The following is a 23,199-nucleotide window of genomic DNA, read 5'->3' as shown; positions in this document are numbered from 1 at the left end:
CTTGCTATAAGGTTTTTATTTTTTTATTCAGTTTTCAGACAATCTTCACACTCACCATAAAATACAAGACTGTGTCCTTTTATCCTACCACTAAAAATACTATCCATTTTCGAATCTATTTTTTCTACCTCTTCATTATATGGCAAATCGCTGACACATCCACATTTTTCACAAACAAAATGGCTATGTTGCTTAACATTGGGATCAAAATGATCAACTCCATCGCCTACTTGTAATCTCTGAATTTGTCCCAATTCAGTAAGTAACATTAAATTTCTATATACCGTACCTAAACTTAACTTAGGAAATTCCTGCTTTACATTCTGATATACAATTTCTGCTGTTGGATGATCTACACGTAATTTTAAAAAATTATAAATTGCATCTCTTTGTTTACTCTTTTTTATAATCATTTATATCTCCATAAATAGTAATAATTCTCAATATCTTCAAAATTATATCATTTAAAGATACGCTTTTCAATAATGCAAAATCTACAAAAATATGATATACTCTTTAAGGTTTTATTTAACTTTTTTCATATAAAAATATATTTAGGAGAATTGTATGTTACCTAACCTTTTTTTAGATCGAATTAAATTAATACTTTCAGCAGCGGAATATAATGATTTCCTTGCTAGTTATGAAATAGAAAGAAAACACGGTTTGCGCTTTAATTTACTTAAAGCCAATTACGATACCTTCAAGGATAAAAATATTGACAATATTCAGTTTTCGCCTATTGATTGGGTTAACAATGGATATTTTTATGAGAACGATAATCGTCCTGGCAAAAGCCCTTACCATGAAGCCGGTGTTTACTATATTCAAGAGCCAAGTGCTATGGCACCTGCTGCATATCTTGATGCTAAACCGGGCGAATATATATTGGATTTATGTGCTGCTCCTGGTGGTAAAAGTACACAAATTGCATCAACTATGAATCACCAAGGTTTACTTGTATCAAATGAAATCAACTCAAAACGTTGTAAAATTTTATCTGAAAACATTGAGCGAATGGGAATTTCAAACGCAGTAGTTACTAACGAACCCCCAGATAATCTCACCAAAATTTTTCCTGGTTTCTTCGATAAAATTATGGTTGACGCACCTTGCTCTGGCGAGGGAATGTTTAAGAAAAATTTAAATGCTACTGATGAATGGTCCACTGAAAATGTTGAAATTTGTAGCCAACGCCAAGATATGATTCTAGATTGTGCTTCAAAGATGTTAGCCCCTGGTGGAAGAATCGTTTTTTCTACTTGTACTTTTGCTCCAGAAGAAAATGAAGGTTCAATTTATCGTTTCTTAAAAAGACATAGTGATTTTAAAATTGTTGACGTCGTCAAATATAACGGTATGTCTGACGGCAACCTTGATTACTACAAAAAAATAGTTGACTCTACCAATAATTCTGACTTCAAAGACACTATTAACAGTGAACTAGATTATGATTTTTACAAGGAGGAACTCAAAAAAACTATTCGCCTTTGGCCTCATTTATTAAAAGGCGAAGGACATTTTGTAGCTGTTCTTGAACAGACTAATAATAAAATCGAAAAAAGAAATATTTTTTCTTCAAAAAACAAAAACAAAAAACCAAAAGAACTAGATTTATATTATGAATTTTTCAATGACACTATTTCTGAATTACCTCTAGATGGTAAATTAGAGTTATTTAAAGATCAATTATATCTTGTTCCAAATGGTCTACCATCACTCAGCGGAGTTCGCTTGTTACGTCGTGGCTTGCATTTAGGAACTTTACTTAAAAACAGATTTGAGCCATCACATGCACTTGCACTATATTTATCAAACGATATGGTCAAAAAATCTGTAGATATAAGCTATGATCAAGCCAAGAAATTTATTGCTGGTGAAACTTTTCCTTGTAGCAAAGAAAAAGGATGGTATTTAATCACAGTAAATGGGTATTCTCTCGGATGGGGAAAGATGGCCGGTAAAGTCATGAAAAATCATTACCCTAAAGGACTACGAAAAAATATCCTATAACGCAAAATGTCAAGGTTAATTCTTTTCAGAAAAACACCTTGACATTTTTTATAATATAAAAGTAAACATCTCCACTCTGTTTATCAGCTTTTATATCTCTTTTATTATTTTTTTAAATATCTGATGCCTTTTTAATTTTACTAATAAGAGGATCAGCCTGAACCATTATATTAGAAATATCTTCGTATAAAAATCCCTTCTTAGTCAACATACTCTTTAAATCTTCAAGATTATCTAAAACGTAACTATACTGTTCTTCATAAGATGACATATCATCTTGAATATTTCTAACTAAACTATCGCAGCTATCAACTACAGCCTTAATATCATTACCAACTCCCTCTACTCTAGCAACAGAATTTGTTATATCATTAAATACTTTCTCTGTGCTATCTGTTTGGTTCTTAGAATCCTCAAGGGCAATTTTAGCTGCATCTATAGAGCTTGCTAATAACTCTGAACTATGTTGTAGTCCATCCATACTCTTATTTATATTACCTACTAGCTCTTTTATATCTATTGATAATTTAGTAACCTCATCTGCAACGACAGCAAAGCCTTTACCATGTTCGCCTGCTCTTGCAGCTTCAATAGACGCATTTAATGCTAACAAGTTTGTTTGGTTTGCGACACCTATAATACTTTGAGTTGCTTCTTGAATCTCTTCAAATCCAGTCTGGAACTCCTCATAAATTTTGGCAATCTCTTTGAATTGCTCTTCCATCTTTTCTGAACTTGTAATCAAATTATGGACATCACTTATCGCACCTGAAGAAATATCAATTACTTCTTTCATAACTGTATTAAATTCATCAGATGAATCTCCAACTTTTAAGAATTCTTGTCCTATATTATCAATAGATGAACTAATCTTATCATTATTTTCAATTGCCTGTGTATATGATTTTTTTACTTTATCTAACTCTTTTATTGTATTAGCTTCTTCATCTGCCAAACTATCTTTTTTTTCTATAACAGCTTTACTAATAAAAGAAAAAGCTGCCAAACTGTCTTCTATAGTTTTTTTATTATCCGCAGAAAATTCAGGTTCTTCTATTACATTTTCATCTTTCTTCTTTCCGAATCCAAACATTGCCAATTTCCTCCTTATTTTTTATTCAAATACAGCACATACCAATGTCTGATTACAATGCTGATTAATATATTGTTCTCCACCACCAATAACTCCCACATGTGGTCCTAGCATAGACATATTTTTGGCATATGTTTGTAAATAGTTTTCATTTTGATACAAAATATATCTGTATATACAATCAATAGAAAAAACAAAGGAAATCTTTTTAGCATCTTGCTTTATTTCTTCTCTCTGCTGTTTTTCAATCTCATCATAATCACCTAGTTTCAAAAAATAGATACAATCATTCTTATTAATCTGTTTATAATTTACTAGTGCTCCATTCCCTTTAAGTTCAAACATTGAAGAAATATATACTTTATCTTCTACAACACGTCCCATTGGATTTTTCAAAACATTATCAATAATTTTGTTCTTTGGAATATCTAACGCTTCACTATAAACATCTGCTGCTGGTCTACCATCTAACTCAATCAATGTTCTAGTTTCTGTATCAACTTTAGTAGCAAAGTGAGAAATTATATCATTTTTTTCATATATATTCTCTTTATATGTTCTAATTTTTCCTGTAGTATTCTTTATTACAGCATACGCACATGAATTTGAATAAACTTTTCCTTCATATGCAACATACGAAGTCTTTCCAGCTGGTACTCCAAAGACAGTTCCTCCGACTAATGGTACATTTCTTTTAGCAACACAAGTGTACAATGTAGAAACAAGTTTTTCTTCATTGTTTGTACAAAACTCAAGCACTACCGTATCTTCATTGCCTGGTGACACCGCCGAAAGATTCTCTTGAACTTTTCTTATATATGCTAATGGGCACGTAGAAAGTTCCTGAATTAAACCACATTTTATAACTGCATCCTCAAAAAAGCCGACAACTACAGTCGCATTATCTGATACTGCGCCATTTGCCAGACTTGAACCACACGTTCCAAATGACATCGCATTCGGATACTTTTCTTTTATAAGCTTAGCAGTATCAGCCAATTGCTCATATGGTGCAATAAACATTATCATTTTTGGTGTTTGTAGGCCAGATGTAGCTTCTTGCAAAGCTTTACTTGTAGCACCACTACCACTTCCAACAAATGTTTTCATGTAAAATCCTCCTTGAACTAATACAAAATATAAACACTGTCTATAAAACTTTTTCCAAATCAATCTCTTCTATAAAAACAATCTTAAATTGATTTAACCTATTTTTACAAACATTCACTCTAATTTGAATATCGAAATATTTTTTTGTTTTATTTATACATATAAAAAATTTAATAGTCTATTAATTATTTTTACTATTTTTTTCTAGCAACTCTATAATTTTCTTAATATTTGCTGGTCTTGCCAAATAGTATCCTTGCGCGTAATCACAGTTAAATTCAATAACTTTTTCATATTCTTCTGGTGTTTCTATTCCTTCAACAATTACATACAAATTCAATGAATGAATAAGTTTTATTATATTTTTTAAAAAACTGACTTTTTCTGTTGATTGCTCATTTAATATACTTTTATCAATTTTTATACGTTTTATTGGTAATATTGATAAATAATTTATAGAAGCATAACCAACGCCAAATTCATCTAAAACAACAGATATTTTCAACTCTGTTACTTTATCAAAAAATTTTTTTGTCAATTTAGAGTTCTTTATCAATAAATTTTCAGTTATTTCAATTACAATCAAACTAGTTGGAACGTTATATTTTCGTAACAATGATTCTAAATACTCAAAAAACGTGTCATCATTTAATTGCTTTATTGAAAATTTGATTGATACAGGAAACATTTCTATGCCTTCTTTAATACATGTCGAAATTTCTTCTATAACTTTTTCTAATACTCTCCGACCAAGAGAAATTATAATATCACTTTCTTCTATTATTGGGATAAATTCTGATGGACGATATAAATTAGAATTCAATCTTACTAATGCTTCAAAAGCGTTAATTGTCTTTTCTTTCAGTGAAAACTGTGGCTGATAATCAATATATATTTCATTTTTTTTACACGCTTCCTTAACTGTCTGCTTAATCAATTGCTTTCTTGTCTCATTAACTTTTAAATTTTCTGAATATATCACTAGATTATTTTTTCCATAATTCTTAGCTTCATACATTGCCAAATCAGCCTTAATTATAACATTTGTAACTGATTCTTTTTCTCCATTGTGATATGCCATGCCCATACTAAATGAAACATAAATATCTTTATTTTTAAAATGTATCTTCTCATTTTTTACATTCAAAATTTCGTCCATTATTATTGTATTTTGTTGAACAAATTTATCCTTTATAATAATTAAAAATTCATCACCACCTATTCTATATGTCCTAAAATTATATTTAAAACCGACACTTTTAAATCTTGATCCAATTTCACTAAGTACTTTATCTCCACATGCATGTCCGTACGTATCATTTATAAATTTAAAATCATCTAGATCTAAATGTATAATAGTAAAATTATGTTTCTCCTCGATTATTCTATTCATGTCATTTTCCATGGCACGCCTATTATACAACTTCGTCAATTCATCATGATCTACCATGTAAGATATTTGTTCATCTTTTTTTATCAAATCCTCATATGCACACTCTAATTGCAAAATTAATCCATTTTTTCGTCTATTATCTATTGTTATTAGTATAAAAACTATACAAACCGCACCTAAAAACATTTCTATTGCTATAATAGTTTCCTTATTAATTTCAAAATAGCTCTTATTATAATTATAAATTTTTCTTTTTGCCGGTAAACTACTATACTTAATTCCGAAATGTCTTAATTGCACATCATCAAACCAAAATGTTTCACCAATGTCATATTCAACTGCCATATTTTTTATATTTTTTCCCTTAAGCAATCTTACCACACGTTTTGCAGCATCTTTACTTGTCAAATTAAAATCTGTACTTTTCCCACCAATAATACCTGTATTTACACCAATTACAGAAGATGAATAAACCGGAGCGTTATTAGAATTTTTTGCAATAAACTTCATCGCCTCTTTTAAGGTATACGTATTTCCTTCTGCATCCATTTGCATATTTAAAAATATAACAATATCATTTTTTGTCAGATTATTTAATTTATTTTTTATTTCATCTTTTTTACACTGTGATATATTAATATCCACGAATTGTTTATTTTTATATTCTTCAGAAGCATTGTAAAATTCCCTCAATTCCCCTTGTCCTGTACTAGTGTTATCGGAAATTGCCACTATGCGTTTTCTATTTGGATGAATTAAAAGTGCACAACCTACAGTATCTCTAACATAAGTTTCCTCAAGAGTACCTGTTATCAAATCATCATGAGCCGCTTTTAAACCAGTTGTTTTATTATTTATTCCGAAAAAAACAATTGGTACATTTTCAAAAAAATCTTCTCTATACTCTAGTACAAAATTTAGAGCCGGATCGTCAACAGCAAGCACAGCATCGTACTTACCCACTGTTTTCATCTTTTCTTTAAAATCTATATAAAAATTTTCGATTGTTTTATCACTTGGGAATTTTTTTGTATTCATAAATTCGTAATCTACTCTTATTTGATACTTTTCAAACACACTATTAATTCCTTTTAACTGTTCAGGTACAGTTACATAAGAGTAGTCATATGAAGATAAATATAATACTTTTTTAGATGATAGATTACCTAGCGTTTTGTATTCATTACTGTTTCCAACTCGAATATTACAGAAAATAAACATAGACACAGCAATAACAAGTACAACAACGACAGAAGCTGTAAACGGAATTCGTTCACTATATTTTTCACTTCTGCCATCATGTGCTTCTAAAAAATTAGTTATTGTTTCAGTTGTAGTTTTATTTTTGTTTTTAGATGCCATAACTCATCCTCACATATCCAAAAATTATACTCTAGCTATCCCTCAATAACTCTAATAATTCGTCTTTACTAAGAGAACCTAATGTACCATTTTCTCCAGATAAAATTGAATCTGATAGATCCTTCTTTTTTTCCTGAAGTTTTAATATTTTTTCTTCTATGGAACCTTTTACAATTAACTTATAAACAGTTACAGCCTTCTTTTGTCCTATTCTATATGCTCTATCTGTTGCTTGATTTTGAACAGCTAAATTCCACCATGGATCATAATGAATAACAACATCCGCTCCGGTTAAATTTAAACCTGTTCCACCTGCTGTCAAGGATATCAAGAAAACAGGAACTTGATTCGAATTAAATTCTTTAACATATTCAATTCTTTTATCTTTTGGTGTCTTACCTGTAATTTTATAATACTCAATTTTTTGTTTATTCAATTCTTCTTCTATTAAAGCTAACATCGAAGTAAACTGCGAAAAAATCAAACATCTATGTCCGCCTTCTATTGCATTATTTACTAATTCCATACACGCAATCTTCTTAGCAGACTCTCCTTTGTAATCGTCAAAAACCAACTTCGGATCACAACAAATTTCTCTCATTATGGTAAGTTCAGCCAAAAGTGCTATTTTATTCTTGTTATATGCATTATTATCAGCACCTTCTAGCATATTTTTTATTTTAACTAGCTGACCATCATATACTTGTCTTTGTTGCTTTTCAAATGACGTATAACTTATTTCTTCAATTTTTTCAGGCAAATCTTTCAAAACTTGTTTCTTTAGTCGTCTCAGAATAAATGGACTAACCATCCTTCTTAAACGATTCGATGAATCTTCATCATTATCCTTTGTAATACTATATTCTATGTCATTTCTAAATTTATCATAGTCGTACAAAAAACCAGGCATCAAATAATCAAAAATACTCCACAACTCACTCAATCTATTTTCAATTGGTGTTCCAGTTAAGGCATAACGTGTTTTGGAATTAATAACTTTTACTGCCTTTGCTGTTTCCGTTGTATGATTTTTAATATATTGCGCTTCATCGATAAATTGATAATTAAATGATTTATCCTGATAAAAAACAATATCTCTTTTTAAAATATCATACGATGTAATTATAACATCACATTCTTTATAACATTTTTCTAGTAACTCTTCTCTTTGTATTTTATTTCCTGTAATTATTTCTACTAAAAGGCTAGGTGCAAAATGATTTATTTCTTCTTTCCAATTATAAATCAAAGATGAAGGCGCAATAACTATTGAACATCCTTCTTTATTTTCTTCTTTAGCTGCCAATAAAACAGATATTGCCTGTATAGTTTTTCCCAATCCCATATCATCAGCTAATATACCACCAAAGCCATAATAATCAATCGTTCTAAGCCATTTATACCCAACCTTTTGATAATTTCTCATTATTTTATTCAAAGAATTAGGTAAATCAAAATCAGATTCTTTTATAGCTTTAAACTCTTTAATTAATTTTTTATATGTTTGATCGCGCTTAGTATAAATTCCTTCATTTTCCTCTAGAACTCTATCTAAATATAACGCACGATAAATTGGAACATTAATTGCTTTTTCTTTTAATTGTTCATCAGAAATTGATAGTGTATCAATTAGTTCATCTAATGCTTTGATATTATCATCTTTTAAGTCAATATAGCTTCCATTTTTAAGTCGAAAATACTTCTTTTTTTGTCTATAACTACTTAAGATATCTAATAGCTCATCATATCTTACATCGTCAGAAATAATCTCAATATTAAGTAAGTCAGCCTTAACAGACACTCCCATCATCAAAGAAACCCTACGTTTTAACTTTATTGCACGTAAATTATCAGTAACATGAACTTCACCTAATGTAAGTAAAAAGTTCATTCCACTTTCCATAAACGAATAGATTTTATCCTCATCATTAAAGCAATCATACTGATTAGTTTCTTCATTAAAACCTGAGAAAACTCTCAACACTTCATCGTTTATATATTTTTCTTTTTTAACTTCACGAATAATTTCATATTTAAAATCATCCTTATTCGCATCAGCTAAATCAAAACTTCGATCTCCATAAAAAACTTTTGCATCACATACAATATTTCCATCTACAGAATCAACATAAAACTTAAATATTGCTTCTGGTGGCATATAATTATTGATTAATTCATCCACCTCATCAGATATTTCATACTTTACACCCATTGTAGGTAAAATAGTTCTAAAAAATTCTGATAAATTACGTCTACCTACATTAAATGAAATTTCGCTATTTCCTCTTGAAACATCTACAAGTGGAGATATTTTCTTTGAATTTTCAATTGTAATTCTTCTAAATCTTCCATCATAAATATAGTATGCATAATCTATTCCCTGTAACAATTTAGGAACTTTAGCTTTTACAGATACGCCTTCGAAAGACATAGTTTCAGAAGTTTGTCCACTTTTTTGAGAGAAAACAGGCTCAATTAATAATTTAACCTCCATCTCATAATCTTCAAGAACTACAACATCATAGCTTCTTCTTTCAACGTTATCAAAAATATCTTCATATCCGTATGATTTTTCCTTGAATTCAATTTTATCACCATTAAATATCTCAAAAAAATCATCCAGATATGAACCTCTTAGCTCTATCTTAGCTAAACTGATTTTTGATTGAAGATAACCATCTACATTAAAAATATCATTTTCTTTAACATACTTTTTTATTAACTTATTTACAAGTAATGCCTTTTGGGTAAAGCGTGCATACTTAAAATCGACAATAAAATTTTTTCCGAATGCATACGTTCCATTTTTTTCTATTTCTTTATATAGTGAAAATAAATTTTTTATTACATACTTTTTTTTATTATTTATGCAAATTTTGAAAGACACCTCAGGAAATTTGTTAGTTCCATATTCTAATTCAATTTTAGGAATAAAATCAATAATTGTCGAACTAAATGATTGCTGATTATCTTCAACTCTTTCCGGAATTAATCTTGTAGTTTTACGTACATTTTCCATCAATTTACTTGCTGTAATATCAGTCGCATCACCTGGATTATTATTTTTTAAATATTCATCAATCAAAATAAGCGCGGCAATCTCTTCTTTTTGCATATCTTTACTTCCGTATCTATTTGAAGAGTCATATGATCTAGTTTTTGCCTGTCCTTTATAAAAAATAGTTAATATCTTCTCATTATCGAAATCTACGCTAACCTCTCCCGTAAAAGGTTCTTTAAAAATACTAACTGTTACCCGTCCTACTAGTTTTTTGCCCCAAATAGAATAATAGTCAAAATTAGCCTTTTTTATCGAAACGTATCCTTCTTTAATTAAATCCTTTGCTTTAGCAAATTCTTCTTCATAAAGATTAACATTACTCGATATCTTATTCATCTCAAAATATGTATAATTTTCTAATCCTTGAATATCTCCTTTTATTTTTTCACCCTTTTTGAATGGGAATATTCTATCTCCTTTGGCATTTTTCATTTTTTATTTTTCTTCTTCCTCTTTTTCTTCATTCTTATCAACAATAATATTGCCATTCCATAAAACCTGCCAAGCGACAACTTTTTTCTCATCTGTCACAAAATTATCCTCACCTGGATATGAAATGCTAAATTGTCTATTATAAAAATCATATTCTCCAATTTGCCACTGAAAATTACCCTCTTTAGTAACCCAAATATAAACACATTTTTTACCATGTGTTGGATATCCCGCTTTGTATACTAAATTGAAGTCCTTTACCTCTAAAGAAAATTTCATTGATTTTACTGATTCAATTGCATCAAGTTCCTCTCTTGTATATTCTTTTTCAAAATCATCTACATTATTTGTAAATGACTGATTAGTATAGTCATTTCTTCTGTCAAATCCAGTATTATATCTTCTATTATCGCGTAAGCTTCTTCCGCTATATCTATTTGACTCAGGCATTCCATAGCCATTATCATATTTCTTTCCAAATTCTTTACCTACAAAATCATTTGTATTATATGTTCTTTTTTCTTGTGAATATCTATTTGTGTTATTATATCCATAATTAGGATTAAAAGAATTAGTTGTTCTATAATAATTGCTACTATATCCCCTATTATTATAGCCAGAATTATTTGAGTTTCCGTAATTAGAATTATTATAGCCGTTATTATTATAGCCCGAATTTGAATATCCTCTATTATTTCTTAATTGATATCTATTATTTTGATATCCTCCGTTATTCTGGTATCCGCCTTTATTTTGGTATCCGCCATTATTCTGATATCCACCGTTATTTTGATATCCTCCATTATTTTGATTATATCTGTTAGAATATCCATAATTATTTTTATAATTATTTTTCTTTCTAGGAACATAGTAACCATACATATCACCATGATCTGGTCTTTCATCTTTTACAAAACCATAATCAGGAATTTTTCTAGTTTCATTTGATTTTTTCTCATCATCATTTGTCTCAAAGTCCGCATTTAAAAATTCATTTTCTGAAATTTCTTCATTATTTATATTTTTCTTATCATCATTCCACATATTCATGTTAAAAAAATTCTCCTTTTTTCTATATCTAATTGTTCTTATTGGCCTATAATCTAAAAAGCTTGCTCTTGTTTTACTTACATGCTTTACCCAAGAATAATTTTCTATGACACTTAATGCAAACTGTACATTCGTCTCTTTACAATATTCACTTTGTATGTGAAAACCTGCGCAAAATATTCGTCTGCCATTCTCTACTCTATAATTATTATGTAGTAACCTAATGTTTCCCTGATTATTCAACAAAATTATTCGCCAAACATCATTTTTGTAATATATTTGAATTGCATTCTCGTCTTCAATAAGTGTAGTCTTCATCCCACAGTCTATATACATATGTCTAATTAGCGAATCCGTTATATTTATTGTGTCGAAAAACGTCATATAAAGATTAAATTTATTTATATCACTTGCACCATTCCTGATATACGCTTTTTGTGCACATCTAGCACATTGTGGCAAATGACACGGATACTCATTCACATAACGCAATTCAAACTTTTTAAATTTTAAAACTTCGGGACATGTCTTATCATGTACAAAATTTTCATTCATACTAAAAATGTAATTTACTTCACTGTCTCTCAGTATACTATTCATACTATCAAGTCCATCTCGTTGCATAAAATTTGTTTTTCCAGAAAATTTATAAGATTTGTTATAATCATCATTAATATACTTTATATTAGTCTCTCGTTGTCCATAATATTCTTTAGGTAAAAACTCTTTAGGGTGCGGCCTAAGATTTCTCTGTTCTCGTGAAAACCTATCGGGCATCTACTACTCCTTCCTTATTTCTTAATATTCTTTGTCACGAATTTCTTTACTGCACCTTTACTATCATACTTTTATCTAAGCCACATTGTCAACTCTATTAATAAAATTATTTACTATTTTTATCGGTGCAAAAAAGCAGTACATTATTTCTTGCGATATTATATATCAAAAAATATCCGCATCAAAAAATAAATACTGCTTTATATATTAACGATTATATTTTTTTTCTTCGTCCCTTTGGATTTTTTTCAAATCCTCCTCAGACATATGCTTTCTATATATTTTTTCCATTAAACTATCTACAAAAAATGAATTAATAGCTGGCAAGAAAAAAATACTTATTTTAACATAATAAAACAATAAAACTGCTGCTAAAAATACAACAATTATCATTATTGAATATGGTAAATATCCTACTGCTAAAATTGCAGAATTTTTTAACATTGTTTTTGTGTTTTCTTTAAATCTATTATTATAAGCTGCTGTGTATATCATCCAAACGATTACATATAAAATCATAAAATAATTAATATAATATAAAACGGCAAAAGTTGAATTTGACTTAGCTAAATTTGCCAAAACATAACTATCAAATGATAATACAATTAATAAAAGTTCCTGAATAATACACATTAATAATGAACTTTTTATATTTTCAATAAATCCACTCCAAAATACCTTTGAAACATATCCTCCTTCTCCGTTTAATACATTTCTAGTAACGTGAAACAATGCCTTTGTAGAGGCTCCTATTGTTACAATTGGTATTGAAAAAACAACCCATAAAATACTTGCGTAAAAAAAATCGACAATTTTCATTAAAATTTGAGAAAATTTACTTTCATATGAAAAATTTTTATTCATTCCCCTATTCTCCTTTTATCTAAAACTACTAAAATTTTACCATTAAATCACTATATATTTCAAGTAATTCCCCAAATTGTTTCTATATATAATTGCACCATACAACAACATTAAATAAAATGCTATTATATGGTGCAATTTTTTTACAATACAGAGTAATAAATATTAACTTGGATAAAATATATATGATAGGAAAAAATTAATTCTAAATTTTATTTAACCCTGATTTCAACTACACTACAAGCAGGAAGAGAAACAGTCATTTTATTTTTATCAATTTCATATAAATTGAATTCTTCCTCTTTAACTACTTCAGGGTTTTCAAATGTATTATATGCGTGCATATCTTTATTAGTCACAATATTAGCTTCAACTACTTCATAATTCTTATCTGTTGCAAATAAAATTTCTAAATCTCTTTTTTCTGTTGCAGATAAATTATTTAAAGTAATTGTAATAATACCATCTTTTTTAGAAACAGATTCAGTTATATCTGGAACTTTCCATTCACCTTCACCTACTTCATTTACACCAGATAATTCACTATCTAATAGTGTTGCTCCTTGATGATGTCTATACATATGGAAAACATGATATGTTGGAGTCTTAATCATCTTCTCTCCTTCTGTCAAAATAACAGCTTGAAGAACGTTAACCATCTGAGCTATACAAGCCATCTTTACTCTATCACAATGCTTGTTAAAAATATTTAACGTAATTCCTACAACCAAAGCATCTCTAACTGTATTTTGTTGATACAAAAATCCAGGATTCGTTCCTGGTTCACAAGTAAACCATGTTCCCCATTCATCAACACTTAATCCGATCTTCTTTTCTGGATCATATTGATCAATAATATCACTATGTCTTTTAATAAGAGTATCCATAAATAAGGCTTTTTTCAAAGTTTTATACCATACTTCTTCTGTAAAATCTGTAGCACTTCCTTTTATTTCCCATCCTTCAGGATGAACATAATAATGGAGGGAAATAAAATCCATAAATCCATGTAAATGTTCAGGTGTATGATCATAACATGTCTCCATTACACCTTTAGTCCAGTAATAATCATCAACATTAGCACCACAACATACTTTTTTTATTGGTTTTTTTGAATCATAATCTCTAACATAAGTTTGATATCTTCTATACATATTTGCATAGAATTCTGGTGTCATGTTACCTCCACAACCCCAATTTTCATTTCCAACGCCAAAATAATCAACTTTCCATGGCTTTTTATGTCCATTTTTTTCTCGTAACTCAGCCATTGGTGAAACACCATCAAATGTCATATATTCAACCCATTCTGACATTTCTTGAACTGTGCCACTTCCTAGATTACCATTTATATAGGTTTTACAACCTAACTGTTTACATAACTCAAAAAACTCATGTGTTCCAAAACTATTGTCTTCAACAACACCGCCCCAATGAGTATTAATCATTTTCTTTCTTTTGCTCTTTTCACCAATACCATCCTTCCAATGATACTCATCAGCGAAACAGCCGCCAGGCCATCTTAAAACTGGAATTTGAATTTCTTTTAATGCATTAACTACATCTTGTCTCATTCCATTAACATTTGGAATATCAGAATTTTCCCCAACAAATAGTCCTTCATAAATACATCTGCCTAAATGTTCTGAAAAATGACCATATATTTCAGGTTCGATTCTACCTAATTCCTTAGAATCATTAATTACTAATTTTGCCATTTAGCTTCCTCCATAACCACAAATTATTACCTTATACATACAAATTTCTTACCTAAATAAACGAAAAAATGGGCATTCCGTCTTTGCTCCAATTAATTTTCATCAATTGAGTGTGTCTGTTAGGATTGTATAACGGATCTCCTACAATTTTACTTTCTGTCCTTGCATGATATACCATAATATCATTTCCATCCTCATCAACAGTAAATGAATTATGGCCCGGTCCATAAATATTTCTCTTTTCATCTGTTTCAACCACAGGATATCTACTTTTTACCCAGGACTGTGGATCTAATAAATCCGCATCAACTGTTGTTTTAAGCATACCAATACAATATGATGGACCTGTATCACTCGCAGAAAAAGTTAGAAAAATATTATTTCCTTTTTTTATTACAGCTGGACCTTCATCAACCCAGAAATCGCCTCGTTCCCAGTCGTAATCTGGTGTAGACAATAAAACTTGTACAGTTTTTAACTTATTAGGTTTTTCCATCTCTGCAATATAAAGATTAGAAATTTGTTTACCTACACCAACTTTTTCCGCCCAAACGTAGTACCATTTACCATTATTTTTAAAAACCGTTGCATCTAAAGAAAATGCTTTAAACGAAAATTCATCCTCATCTGCACTTTGCATTTTGCCAAGTTCCTTCCAAGAATCGTTTATAGGATCATCACCTTGGCATTCTAGCACATAAGGTCTTATATTCCATATATCATCCTTGTCACCTCCTGCAAAATAGATATACCATTTTCCCTCAATGTAATGCATTTCCGGAGCCCAAATGTGTATGCTCATTGGGCCCTCGTTATGTTTATGCCAAATTTCTACTTCTTTTGCGTCTTTCAATCCCTCTAAAGTCGTAGACTTTCTCAGGCAAATACCATCGTATGCCGGAACAGATGCCGTAAAATAATATATTCCATCATCATGTCTAACAATAAATGGATCTGCTCTTTGAAGAATCCACGGTTCATTATATTTAAAACCTTTGTCCATCTTACATCTCCTAAAAATTTATTTGTGTTTTTTAATGTTATTCTATGTTGTATTATTTTTCTTTATTTTAACCCTTAACGGCACCAGCTGTCATACCTTCCACGAAATATTTTTGGAAAATTATAAAAATAATAAATACTGGAATTAATGAAAACATTGAGCCTGCAATTAAAACATCGTAATTATTACCATATGGTGTAAGTAGGGTATTTAAGCCAATTGGTAATGTAAATTTTGATGCATCTTTGTAAATTAACATTGGCCATAACAAATTGTTCCAAGATCCCATAGATGTCAAAATTGCCATCGCTGCAAAAGCTGGCTTTGTTATTGGCAACATTATTCTTAAACAAATACCATATTCTGTAGCACCATCGATTCGTCCTGCATCTAACAATTCCTTTGGTAATGAACTCATATACTGTTTAAAAAAGAAAATCGTCGATGCACCACAAAGTCCTGGTAAAACTACACCCCATGTTGTATCAATCAATCCAAAATTAATAATTTCCTGATAGAGAGGTAACATTAATATTTCGAAAGGAACCATCATAGTTGCAATTACTATGAAAAACAATGTGTTTTTTAATTTAAAATCATACATTGAAAGACCATATGCTATAAAATAACATAAAATCAAAGTTCCGATTACTGAAATAAGAGTTAAAAATAAACTGTTTTTAAACCAATTAAAAAACTTGATTGAATCTTCATTTCCACTCAATAGATACACATAATTATCTAACATCCATTCTTTAAAATTTAGATTCAAATGTAAACCTTGTGCCATCATTTCTGATCCTGGTCTCATCGATGCTGTAAAGCCAATAACCAAAGGCATCGCAACTAGAATAGAAAGAATTGCAAAAAATCCAGTTGAGAGAACCGTTAAGATGCTACGAGTTTTTCCACCAATTTTACTACTTTTATTTGGTTTTATTTTTGTCATTGTATTATCCATCTTAACTTTCCTCCTTCTTGAATGTTCCACTTAAAATAAGTTGAATCATATTAATTACCAATGCAATAATTAAAAGAACTAAGCCTACTGCAGAAGCATAACCCATCTGATTTTTTTCAATACCACGTCTATATAAATAACCAACGATTGTTGTACCAATATTATAAGGTGAACCATTTCCCCATAACATAAAGCTTTCTAGGAACATTGCCAATCCAGCATAAATCGAAATTGTTAAAACATAAATTAATGTTGGGCGAAGCATTGGAATTGTTACATAAATAAATTTTTGCCAACCTGTTGCGCCATCAATTTCAGCTGATTCATAAAGACCTGTATCTATACTTTTTAAACCAGATAAAAAATAAAGCATATTTACGCCTGTCCACCTCCAACATGCAATTAATAATAATGCAAAATATGCTGTTGGATACATTTTCAACCATTGAATTTTGTCATGTCCAAAGAAATTCAAAATAAGATTAAACTGACTTCCATCACGTTCGGAAAACATCATTCTAAATAAAGTACCTGAAATTACTACAGAAGTTAATGAAGGAATATACAAAAGTGCCTTCCATATGCCCTTAGCCTTTACCAATCGACTATCTAATAACGATGCAAACAATAGTGGAAATGGTATCAATAAAACTAATGTTAATAACATATACATAACACTATTTCCTACCGCTTGTAAAAATACCTTATCTGCCAATAATTTTTTATAATTGCCCAATCCAATCCATTTGCTTCCCATTGGTTGAATATCTTGAAAGCTCATCACAATAGTCGAGCTAAATGGATAAATCCAAAATACACAAAAACTTAATAAAAATGGTAAAACAAAAACATATGGAGCGGTTTTTTGCGAATATAAAAATCTTTTAAAAATATTATCTTTTTTCATTTTATCTTCTCCGTCTTTTGAATACGAAGATGCATGCTCAACCATCTATGCTACCTCCTAAAAATCCACGATAATCTGTAAAATATCGAATATCCTATAAATCCACTATAATCTATAAAATATCGAATATCCTATAAATTCTCTCGAAAAAAACTCAAACTAAGTGTTTCTTAATAGCCTATACTCATTTTTTAAAGTAGAAGTGCCTAAGTAAACTACCCTAGGCATTTTCCACTTCAAAATTTGATTTTTTTAACATATAAGTTGCGTCTATAAACTATCTTATTAGCTACCGTCTATAAAACGCGATACAAGCTGCTATCCACAAATTACTCAGAATCAGATTCAATTGTTGATTGTGCCTCTTCAAGTGCCTCTTTGACATTTTTTCCTTTTTCTAAAACATCATTTAATGTAGTAGAATTTATCTGATCATTAATTGCTGGTGTGTTTTTTGTTATAGATACTTTACCAATATCATCTTTTATCTGTTTTAACACCTCATAAGGTTTATTGCGGAAATATTTATTGTAAAAATTATCCTGATCTGTATTACATTCATCCCAAAGTGCTGTGTTACAAACATCAAATCCAAGATCATTCCAAATCATTTTTTCGCCATCTTCAGACATTTTTGCAAAACAAATGAAATCAGCTGCTAATTTTTTTGCCTTAGATTGTTTTGTAACAACTGTACCTGTACCACCGATACCAACAGAACATTTCTGACCTTCTTCAAAAACAGGACATTTTGCAATATACCACTTTCCTGTTTGATCTTTTCCCGAATCAGCACCTAATTTATCTTTAAAACGACTCATAAACCATAATGCTTTAGGGAATGAAACAATTGTATTATTTCCTATATCTGCAATACCACCATCCGTGTCAACTTGACCGTCTGTTGAAACCTGAGCAACTTTTTCTTTTAACAATTTCTGTTGATATTCCAACATTTTATTTACTGATTTTAATTTTACATTTGGTTTAGCATTCTTTTTGTTTCCACCTGTCCAGTCTTCGCCATACTCCGCCATTGCAATTGTAAGCCAATCTGTTCCTGCTGTATCGACTGATGTAAAGAATTTTCCTTTCTCACCTCTAGCTTCAACATATCTCTTTCCGAGTTTTTCATAATCATCCCATGTTTTAACCGAATCAACATCGGCCTGAGTGATTCCATATTTTTCAAGTTGTTCCATATTGTAATACATTACAGTTGCACCGATATGGAATGGCGCACCATACTGTTTTCCATTTTGGCCCTTGTACATATCGAGTCTAGACTCAACCATCGTATCTTTATATGGTTTAATCGCTTCATCTAATGGATAAAGCCATTCATCCTGACCCTTAACAACATTTGGATACTGACCAGCTTCAACATCACATATATCAGGTGCACCTTTCTTAGACTGTAATGTCATCGTTAATTTTGTATGCATATCTGAAAATGGATAAGTTGTTGTTTTCATATTAATTGTACGATCTGGATTTTTTTCATTCCATTTTTCAACCATCTTTCCATAAAAATCAGCATGCTGTCCAACGAAAGTCCATAACTCTAACTTCGTACCTTTTTTATCACCAAAACTAGTTACTACTGGCTCCTCCTTTTTGTCTTTTGCACTTGCCTTATTAGACGCAGTATTTGTACCACAACCGAAAAGTGAACTAGCCACCATTGTTGTACATAGTAATGTGCTTAGAAACTTTTTATTCATTGTAATCTCCCTCCTATAATTACATAAAGTTTACGGAACTTTTTTTCATTTCCTAACATTATAGTAGGCCATCAAAATACAATAGTCAATATTTATTTTAATTATTTTTGAATTAATTTAAGATTTTGTGAATACTATCAAAAATTTAAACGCTATAATTGTGCACTTTTAATCTAGAAAAAACTAATTTTAAACATATTCATCCATAAACTTTCAAATAAAAGCAAAAGCAAAAAATCATTTATTTTTCCAAAAAATATTTTACGCAAATATAAAATACTTATTTTTTTCTCATTGACTAATATTAAATTTAACTATATACTAATTTAAGATGTTTTTCATATTTAGTTTTTTTAAAAAATATAATTTTATTTTAGTTTGTTTTTAATTACAGCACTATATCGAGCGTAACTATATCGTGCTTGTTCTATCTTTTTACGCAAATATATCAATAAATGGAGGAATTTTAAATGCTTCACATTGAATCCCTTGATGATGGATTAGATTTGTTCAAAGCATTAGGTTCAGATGTTCGTATTGAAATAATAAAGCAACTGCTTACTAACAAAGGTATGAACATGAACGAATTAGCATCAAAGCTTAACATTACAAATGGTGCCCTCACTAATCATATGAAAAAATTAGAAGCATGTGGACTAGTTACCATTTCTAACGAATCCTTAGGACATGGTAATCAAAAAATTTGTTCAGTACATGTTGATAAAATTCTTATTGATATTGATAGTGAAAAGGAAAATGTAAATGTTTACAACACTGAACTAAAAGTTGGTCATTACTCAGATTATAAAGTATTTCCAACTTGTGGTTTAGCATCTTCAAAGGCTATTATTGGCGAGGTTGACGATACCCGTTATTTTTCTCATCCAGAAAGATATGAAGCCGATATACTATGGTTTACAAAAGGATTTGTAGAATATGATATACCAAACTTTATACCTGTAGGACAAAAAATAACACAAATAATGATTTCAGCAGAATTAAGTTCAGAAGCCCCAGGCGTTAACAATAATTGGCCATCTGATATCAGTTTTTCTCTTAATGAAAAACATATTGGAAAATGGACATCTCCCGGTGACTTTGGAGATGTTCAAGGAATTTTTACACCTGATTGGTGGTTTCCTAATTGGAACCAATATGGATTGCTAAAACTAATAGTAATTAACCAATTCGGAACATATATTGATGGGTTAAAGATTTCAGACGTTACTATCAATGATTTTAATTTAGATAATACCAGTAATATGAAATTCAGATTTTCTGTCGATGATGACGCCGAAAACATCGGTGGACTAACCATCTTTGGTAAAAATTTTGGTAACTATGCCCAAGACATTAAAATAAGCATAAGTTACGCACCAATTTAATAATAAAAAGAGCTGTATTATAATTGCAATTTATATGTAAATCTCATATACTCTCAAATTATAACCTACAGCTCTCTTTTTTTACCTTTATGTTAGTTAATTTTATCCTTTTGTTTTATCGCTTATCACGCTTTTTTTCTGGCCTTTATTTTATATATTTGTTCTAGACTTTTTTATATATTTGTTCTAGCCTTTTTTTATATATTTGTTCTAGACTTTTTTATATATTTGTTCTAGCCTTTATTTTATATATTTGTTCTGGCCTTTTTTATATATTTGTTCTAGACTTTTTTAATTTCTTTGTTTTCGTCTATATTTTCTACTTTTGTTCTAGCCCTTTTATCAGATATACTTTATTTATTATTCATAGTTTTTTTTATTTCCTCAAGTAATTCCTCATAAGTTTCAAGTGCTTTAATATCAGGATATGCTTGTCTTATTTCCTCTGGGCTTCTAAACAAAAATCCAGCCTTACTTGCTTTAATCATTGGCAAATCATTATAACTATCACCGCTTGCAATTGTTTGGAATCCTGCCGCCTGTAAAGCCTTAACTGTCGTATACTTTGTATTTTCAACCCTCATTTGATAATCATCAATCTGATTATTGTCTCCAACAATTAAATTGTTACAAAAAATAGTAGGATAGCCCAATTTTTTCATAAGAGGCTGTGCAAACTGATAAAATGTGTCGCTGACTATTATCACTTGTGCAAAACTTCTTAGTTCATCCAAAAAATTTTTCGCTCCATCCATAGGATTAATTCTACTGATGGTATCTTGTATTTCTTTTAACCCCATAGAATTCTCTTTTAATACATTCAAACGATACTTCATTAATTTATCATAATCCGGTTCATCTCTTGTTGTCCTCTTCAATTCATTAATTCCTGTCTCTTTGGCAAACTCTACCCAAATTTCAGGTACCAAAACACCCTCTAAATCTAAACATACAATAAACATTTCATCTTTTTTCATTTTTAACCTCCAAAAATAAACTTATTAAAATCCCAATAGTATCCATGACTCTCTAATATAACAATTTATCCCAATACAGCAAAATTTCTTTTAAGATAAAGTATTAAACGCTATAACAATTAAACATTATATTTTTAATGCACCATCATTTTTTAAACTGCAGTAGAATTTACTTATAACATTCATCTATTAAATCATTAATTGGAGCCATTTTTTTTATTGGTTCTAATGAATCATTTACATGATTCATTCTTTTATAAAACTCTTCATAAAAACCATTTATATCACTTACATTATATGGCATTCTATAAAAAACTTTTAACAAATATAAATCTAAATCGCTTTTAGAACCATTAGTCAATGCATAATTATATATTATTGCAATCTCTTTTACAAAATAATGCCAATCAGAAACAAACCTCTCGTATTGATTAATATTGTCAATACCTAACCATTGAGAAATTCTAATTTTGCTTCTGTTGCCTTTATTGCATGCACCATCTACTACAAAATATTTAAAAGTTCCATTTTCATAATTGCGTCCTAAAGGAAATAGCCTGCATATGCCTGGTCTATATTGGTGAATTGAACATCTTCTATCATTGTCCATGAACACGCATTTATTCTGATTATCTTGTTTAATATGAGGAAGTATTAAACCATTTTCCTCTCTATGAACTTGAATTTTCTTATCGAATAATTCATCAAAACTTTGATTCAAATAAAAAGATAACACAAAAAAATCATAAGGATCAATTTTAACCGTATCTCCCATTTGTTCACAACACTGACCACATCCTTCGCACTCTTTACATACTAAGCGCGCCATTTCTTTAGATGAATACAACCTATTTATATCAATATTATTATATGAATTCATATATTACATTCCTTCCAATATTTATAACACCTAACATATGTCATAAAATAGTATATTATATTTTTATTTAAATAACAAGCAAAAAAAGAGACCCTAAGGTCTCTCTAAGTACGTGCGTGAGAAGATTCGAACTCCCGACACCTTGGTCCGTAGCCAAGTGCTCTATCCAGCTGAGCTACACACACATATCAAATTATAACTAAAAATAGTTAAATGCCGGCGACCGGAATCGAACCGGTACTGTGTCGCCACAACAGGATTTTAAGTCCTGCGCGTCTGCCAGTTCCGCCACGCCGGCATTTGTAGTCTTTCGACTAAATGGGACCTACAGGGCTCGAACCTGTGACCCCCTGCTTGTAAGGCAGATGCTCTCCCAGCTGAGCTAAGATCCCATAACGACCCAAGAGGGACTTGAACCCTCGACCTCCGCCGTGACAGGGCGGCGCTCTAACCAACTGAGCCATTGGGCCTTGATAAAATTTTTGAATG

Annotated in this window: 16 protein-coding genes and 4 tRNA genes; 2 read left to right on the top strand and 18 right to left on the bottom strand. The window is 30.0% G+C overall.

Annotation, left to right across the window (positions count from 1 at the left end; all coding sequences use genetic code 11):
* Nucleotides 1–23: 23 nt before the first annotated feature.
* Nucleotides 24–413: a Fur family transcriptional regulator gene (locus BMY79_RS07630; RefSeq protein WP_081777999.1), complete on the bottom strand. Its 390-nt coding sequence runs from the start codon at nucleotides 411–413 to the stop codon at nucleotides 24–26.
* A 154-nt stretch (nucleotides 414–567) separates the two neighbouring features.
* Here BMY79_RS07630 and BMY79_RS07625 point away from each other — a divergent pair, with 154 nt between their 5' ends.
* Nucleotides 568–2,013 carry an RsmF rRNA methyltransferase first C-terminal domain-containing protein gene (locus tag BMY79_RS07625; RefSeq protein ID WP_074730707.1) on the top strand — a complete coding sequence of 482 codons (1,446 nt, stop codon included), beginning with the start codon at nucleotides 568–570 and terminating at the stop codon, nucleotides 2,011–2,013.
* 112 nt (nucleotides 2,014–2,125) lie between these two features.
* Here BMY79_RS07625 and BMY79_RS07620 read toward each other — a convergent pair whose 3' ends face one another.
* From BMY79_RS07620 to BMY79_RS07570, 11 genes are all read right to left on the bottom strand, one after another.
* Nucleotides 2,126–3,106 (bottom strand): methyl-accepting chemotaxis protein, encoded by a 981-nt coding sequence (locus BMY79_RS07620; protein WP_022749748.1) that lies wholly within the window; start codon nucleotides 3,104–3,106, stop codon nucleotides 2,126–2,128.
* Nucleotides 3,107–3,127: 21 nt separating this feature from the next.
* On the bottom strand, nucleotides 3,128–4,216 hold the full coding sequence (locus tag BMY79_RS07615) for an FIST signal transduction protein (RefSeq protein ID WP_074730706.1): 1,089 nt from the start codon (nucleotides 4,214–4,216) through the stop codon (nucleotides 3,128–3,130).
* A 181-nt stretch (nucleotides 4,217–4,397) separates the two neighbouring features.
* Complete coding sequence (locus tag BMY79_RS07610; protein ID WP_074730705.1) at nucleotides 4,398–6,971, bottom strand: EAL domain-containing protein; 2,574 nt, start codon at nucleotides 6,969–6,971, stop codon at nucleotides 4,398–4,400.
* Between the two features lie 31 nt (nucleotides 6,972–7,002).
* Entirely contained in the window at nucleotides 7,003–10,464 is a 3,462-nt protein-coding gene (locus BMY79_RS07605) for a DEAD/DEAH box helicase (RefSeq protein WP_074730704.1), read from the bottom strand.
* Nucleotides 10,465–10,467: 3 nt separating this feature from the next.
* Nucleotides 10,468–12,291 carry a hypothetical protein gene (locus tag BMY79_RS07600; protein ID WP_074730703.1) on the bottom strand — a complete coding sequence of 608 codons (1,824 nt, stop codon included), beginning with the start codon at nucleotides 12,289–12,291 and terminating at the stop codon, nucleotides 10,468–10,470.
* A gap of 207 nt (nucleotides 12,292–12,498) precedes the next feature.
* Entirely contained in the window at nucleotides 12,499–13,155 is a 657-nt protein-coding gene (locus BMY79_RS07595; protein WP_022749754.1) for a YesL family protein, read from the bottom strand.
* 212 nt (nucleotides 13,156–13,367) lie between these two features.
* Entirely contained in the window at nucleotides 13,368–14,873 is a 1,506-nt protein-coding gene (locus BMY79_RS07590) for an alpha-N-arabinofuranosidase (RefSeq protein ID WP_074730702.1), read from the bottom strand.
* Nucleotides 14,874–14,925: 52 nt separating this feature from the next.
* On the bottom strand, nucleotides 14,926–15,876 hold the full coding sequence (locus BMY79_RS07585) for a glycoside hydrolase family 43 protein (RefSeq protein ID WP_029067293.1): 951 nt from the start codon (nucleotides 15,874–15,876) through the stop codon (nucleotides 14,926–14,928).
* A gap of 67 nt (nucleotides 15,877–15,943) precedes the next feature.
* A complete protein-coding gene (locus tag BMY79_RS07580; RefSeq protein ID WP_083383510.1) occupies nucleotides 15,944–16,837 on the bottom strand; it encodes a carbohydrate ABC transporter permease in 894 nt (297 codons plus the stop codon).
* 1 nt (nucleotide 16,838) lies between these two features.
* A complete protein-coding gene (locus BMY79_RS07575; protein ID WP_022749760.1) occupies nucleotides 16,839–17,789 on the bottom strand; it encodes a carbohydrate ABC transporter permease in 951 nt (316 codons plus the stop codon).
* Between the two features lie 284 nt (nucleotides 17,790–18,073).
* Complete coding sequence (locus BMY79_RS07570) at nucleotides 18,074–19,468, bottom strand: ABC transporter substrate-binding protein (RefSeq protein ID WP_022749761.1); 1,395 nt, start codon at nucleotides 19,466–19,468, stop codon at nucleotides 18,074–18,076.
* Nucleotides 19,469–19,938: 470 nt separating this feature from the next.
* Between BMY79_RS07570 and BMY79_RS07565 the strand changes: the two genes are divergently transcribed.
* On the top strand, nucleotides 19,939–20,853 hold the full coding sequence (locus BMY79_RS07565; RefSeq protein ID WP_027422521.1) for an ArsR/SmtB family transcription factor: 915 nt from the start codon (nucleotides 19,939–19,941) through the stop codon (nucleotides 20,851–20,853).
* A 353-nt stretch (nucleotides 20,854–21,206) separates the two neighbouring features.
* On the opposite strand, the gene thrH is transcribed toward BMY79_RS07565, so the two are convergent.
* The 6 genes from thrH to BMY79_RS07535 form a co-directional block, all read right to left on the bottom strand.
* Nucleotides 21,207–21,815, bottom strand: coding sequence for a bifunctional phosphoserine phosphatase/homoserine phosphotransferase ThrH (gene thrH / locus BMY79_RS07560; protein WP_027422520.1), 609 nt, complete (start codon nucleotides 21,813–21,815; stop codon nucleotides 21,207–21,209).
* A gap of 184 nt (nucleotides 21,816–21,999) precedes the next feature.
* On the bottom strand, nucleotides 22,000–22,710 hold the full coding sequence (locus BMY79_RS07555; protein ID WP_022749763.1) for a YkgJ family cysteine cluster protein: 711 nt from the start codon (nucleotides 22,708–22,710) through the stop codon (nucleotides 22,000–22,002).
* A gap of 111 nt (nucleotides 22,711–22,821) precedes the next feature.
* A tRNA-Arg gene (locus BMY79_RS07550) sits at nucleotides 22,822–22,895 on the bottom strand.
* A 29-nt stretch (nucleotides 22,896–22,924) separates the two neighbouring features.
* Nucleotides 22,925–23,008 (bottom strand) — tRNA-Leu (locus BMY79_RS07545).
* Between the two features lie 21 nt (nucleotides 23,009–23,029).
* Nucleotides 23,030–23,102 (bottom strand) — tRNA-Val (locus BMY79_RS07540).
* 4 nt (nucleotides 23,103–23,106) lie between these two features.
* Nucleotides 23,107–23,180, bottom strand: a tRNA-Asp gene (locus BMY79_RS07535).
* Nucleotides 23,181–23,199: the final 19 nt, after the last annotated feature.

The sequence above is a fragment of the Lachnobacterium bovis genome, assembly GCF_900111325.1.
In the GTDB taxonomy this organism is placed as follows: domain Bacteria; phylum Bacillota; class Clostridia; order Lachnospirales; family Lachnospiraceae; genus Roseburia; species Roseburia bovis_A.
This window is presented reverse-complemented; position numbering and strand designations above follow the sequence as displayed.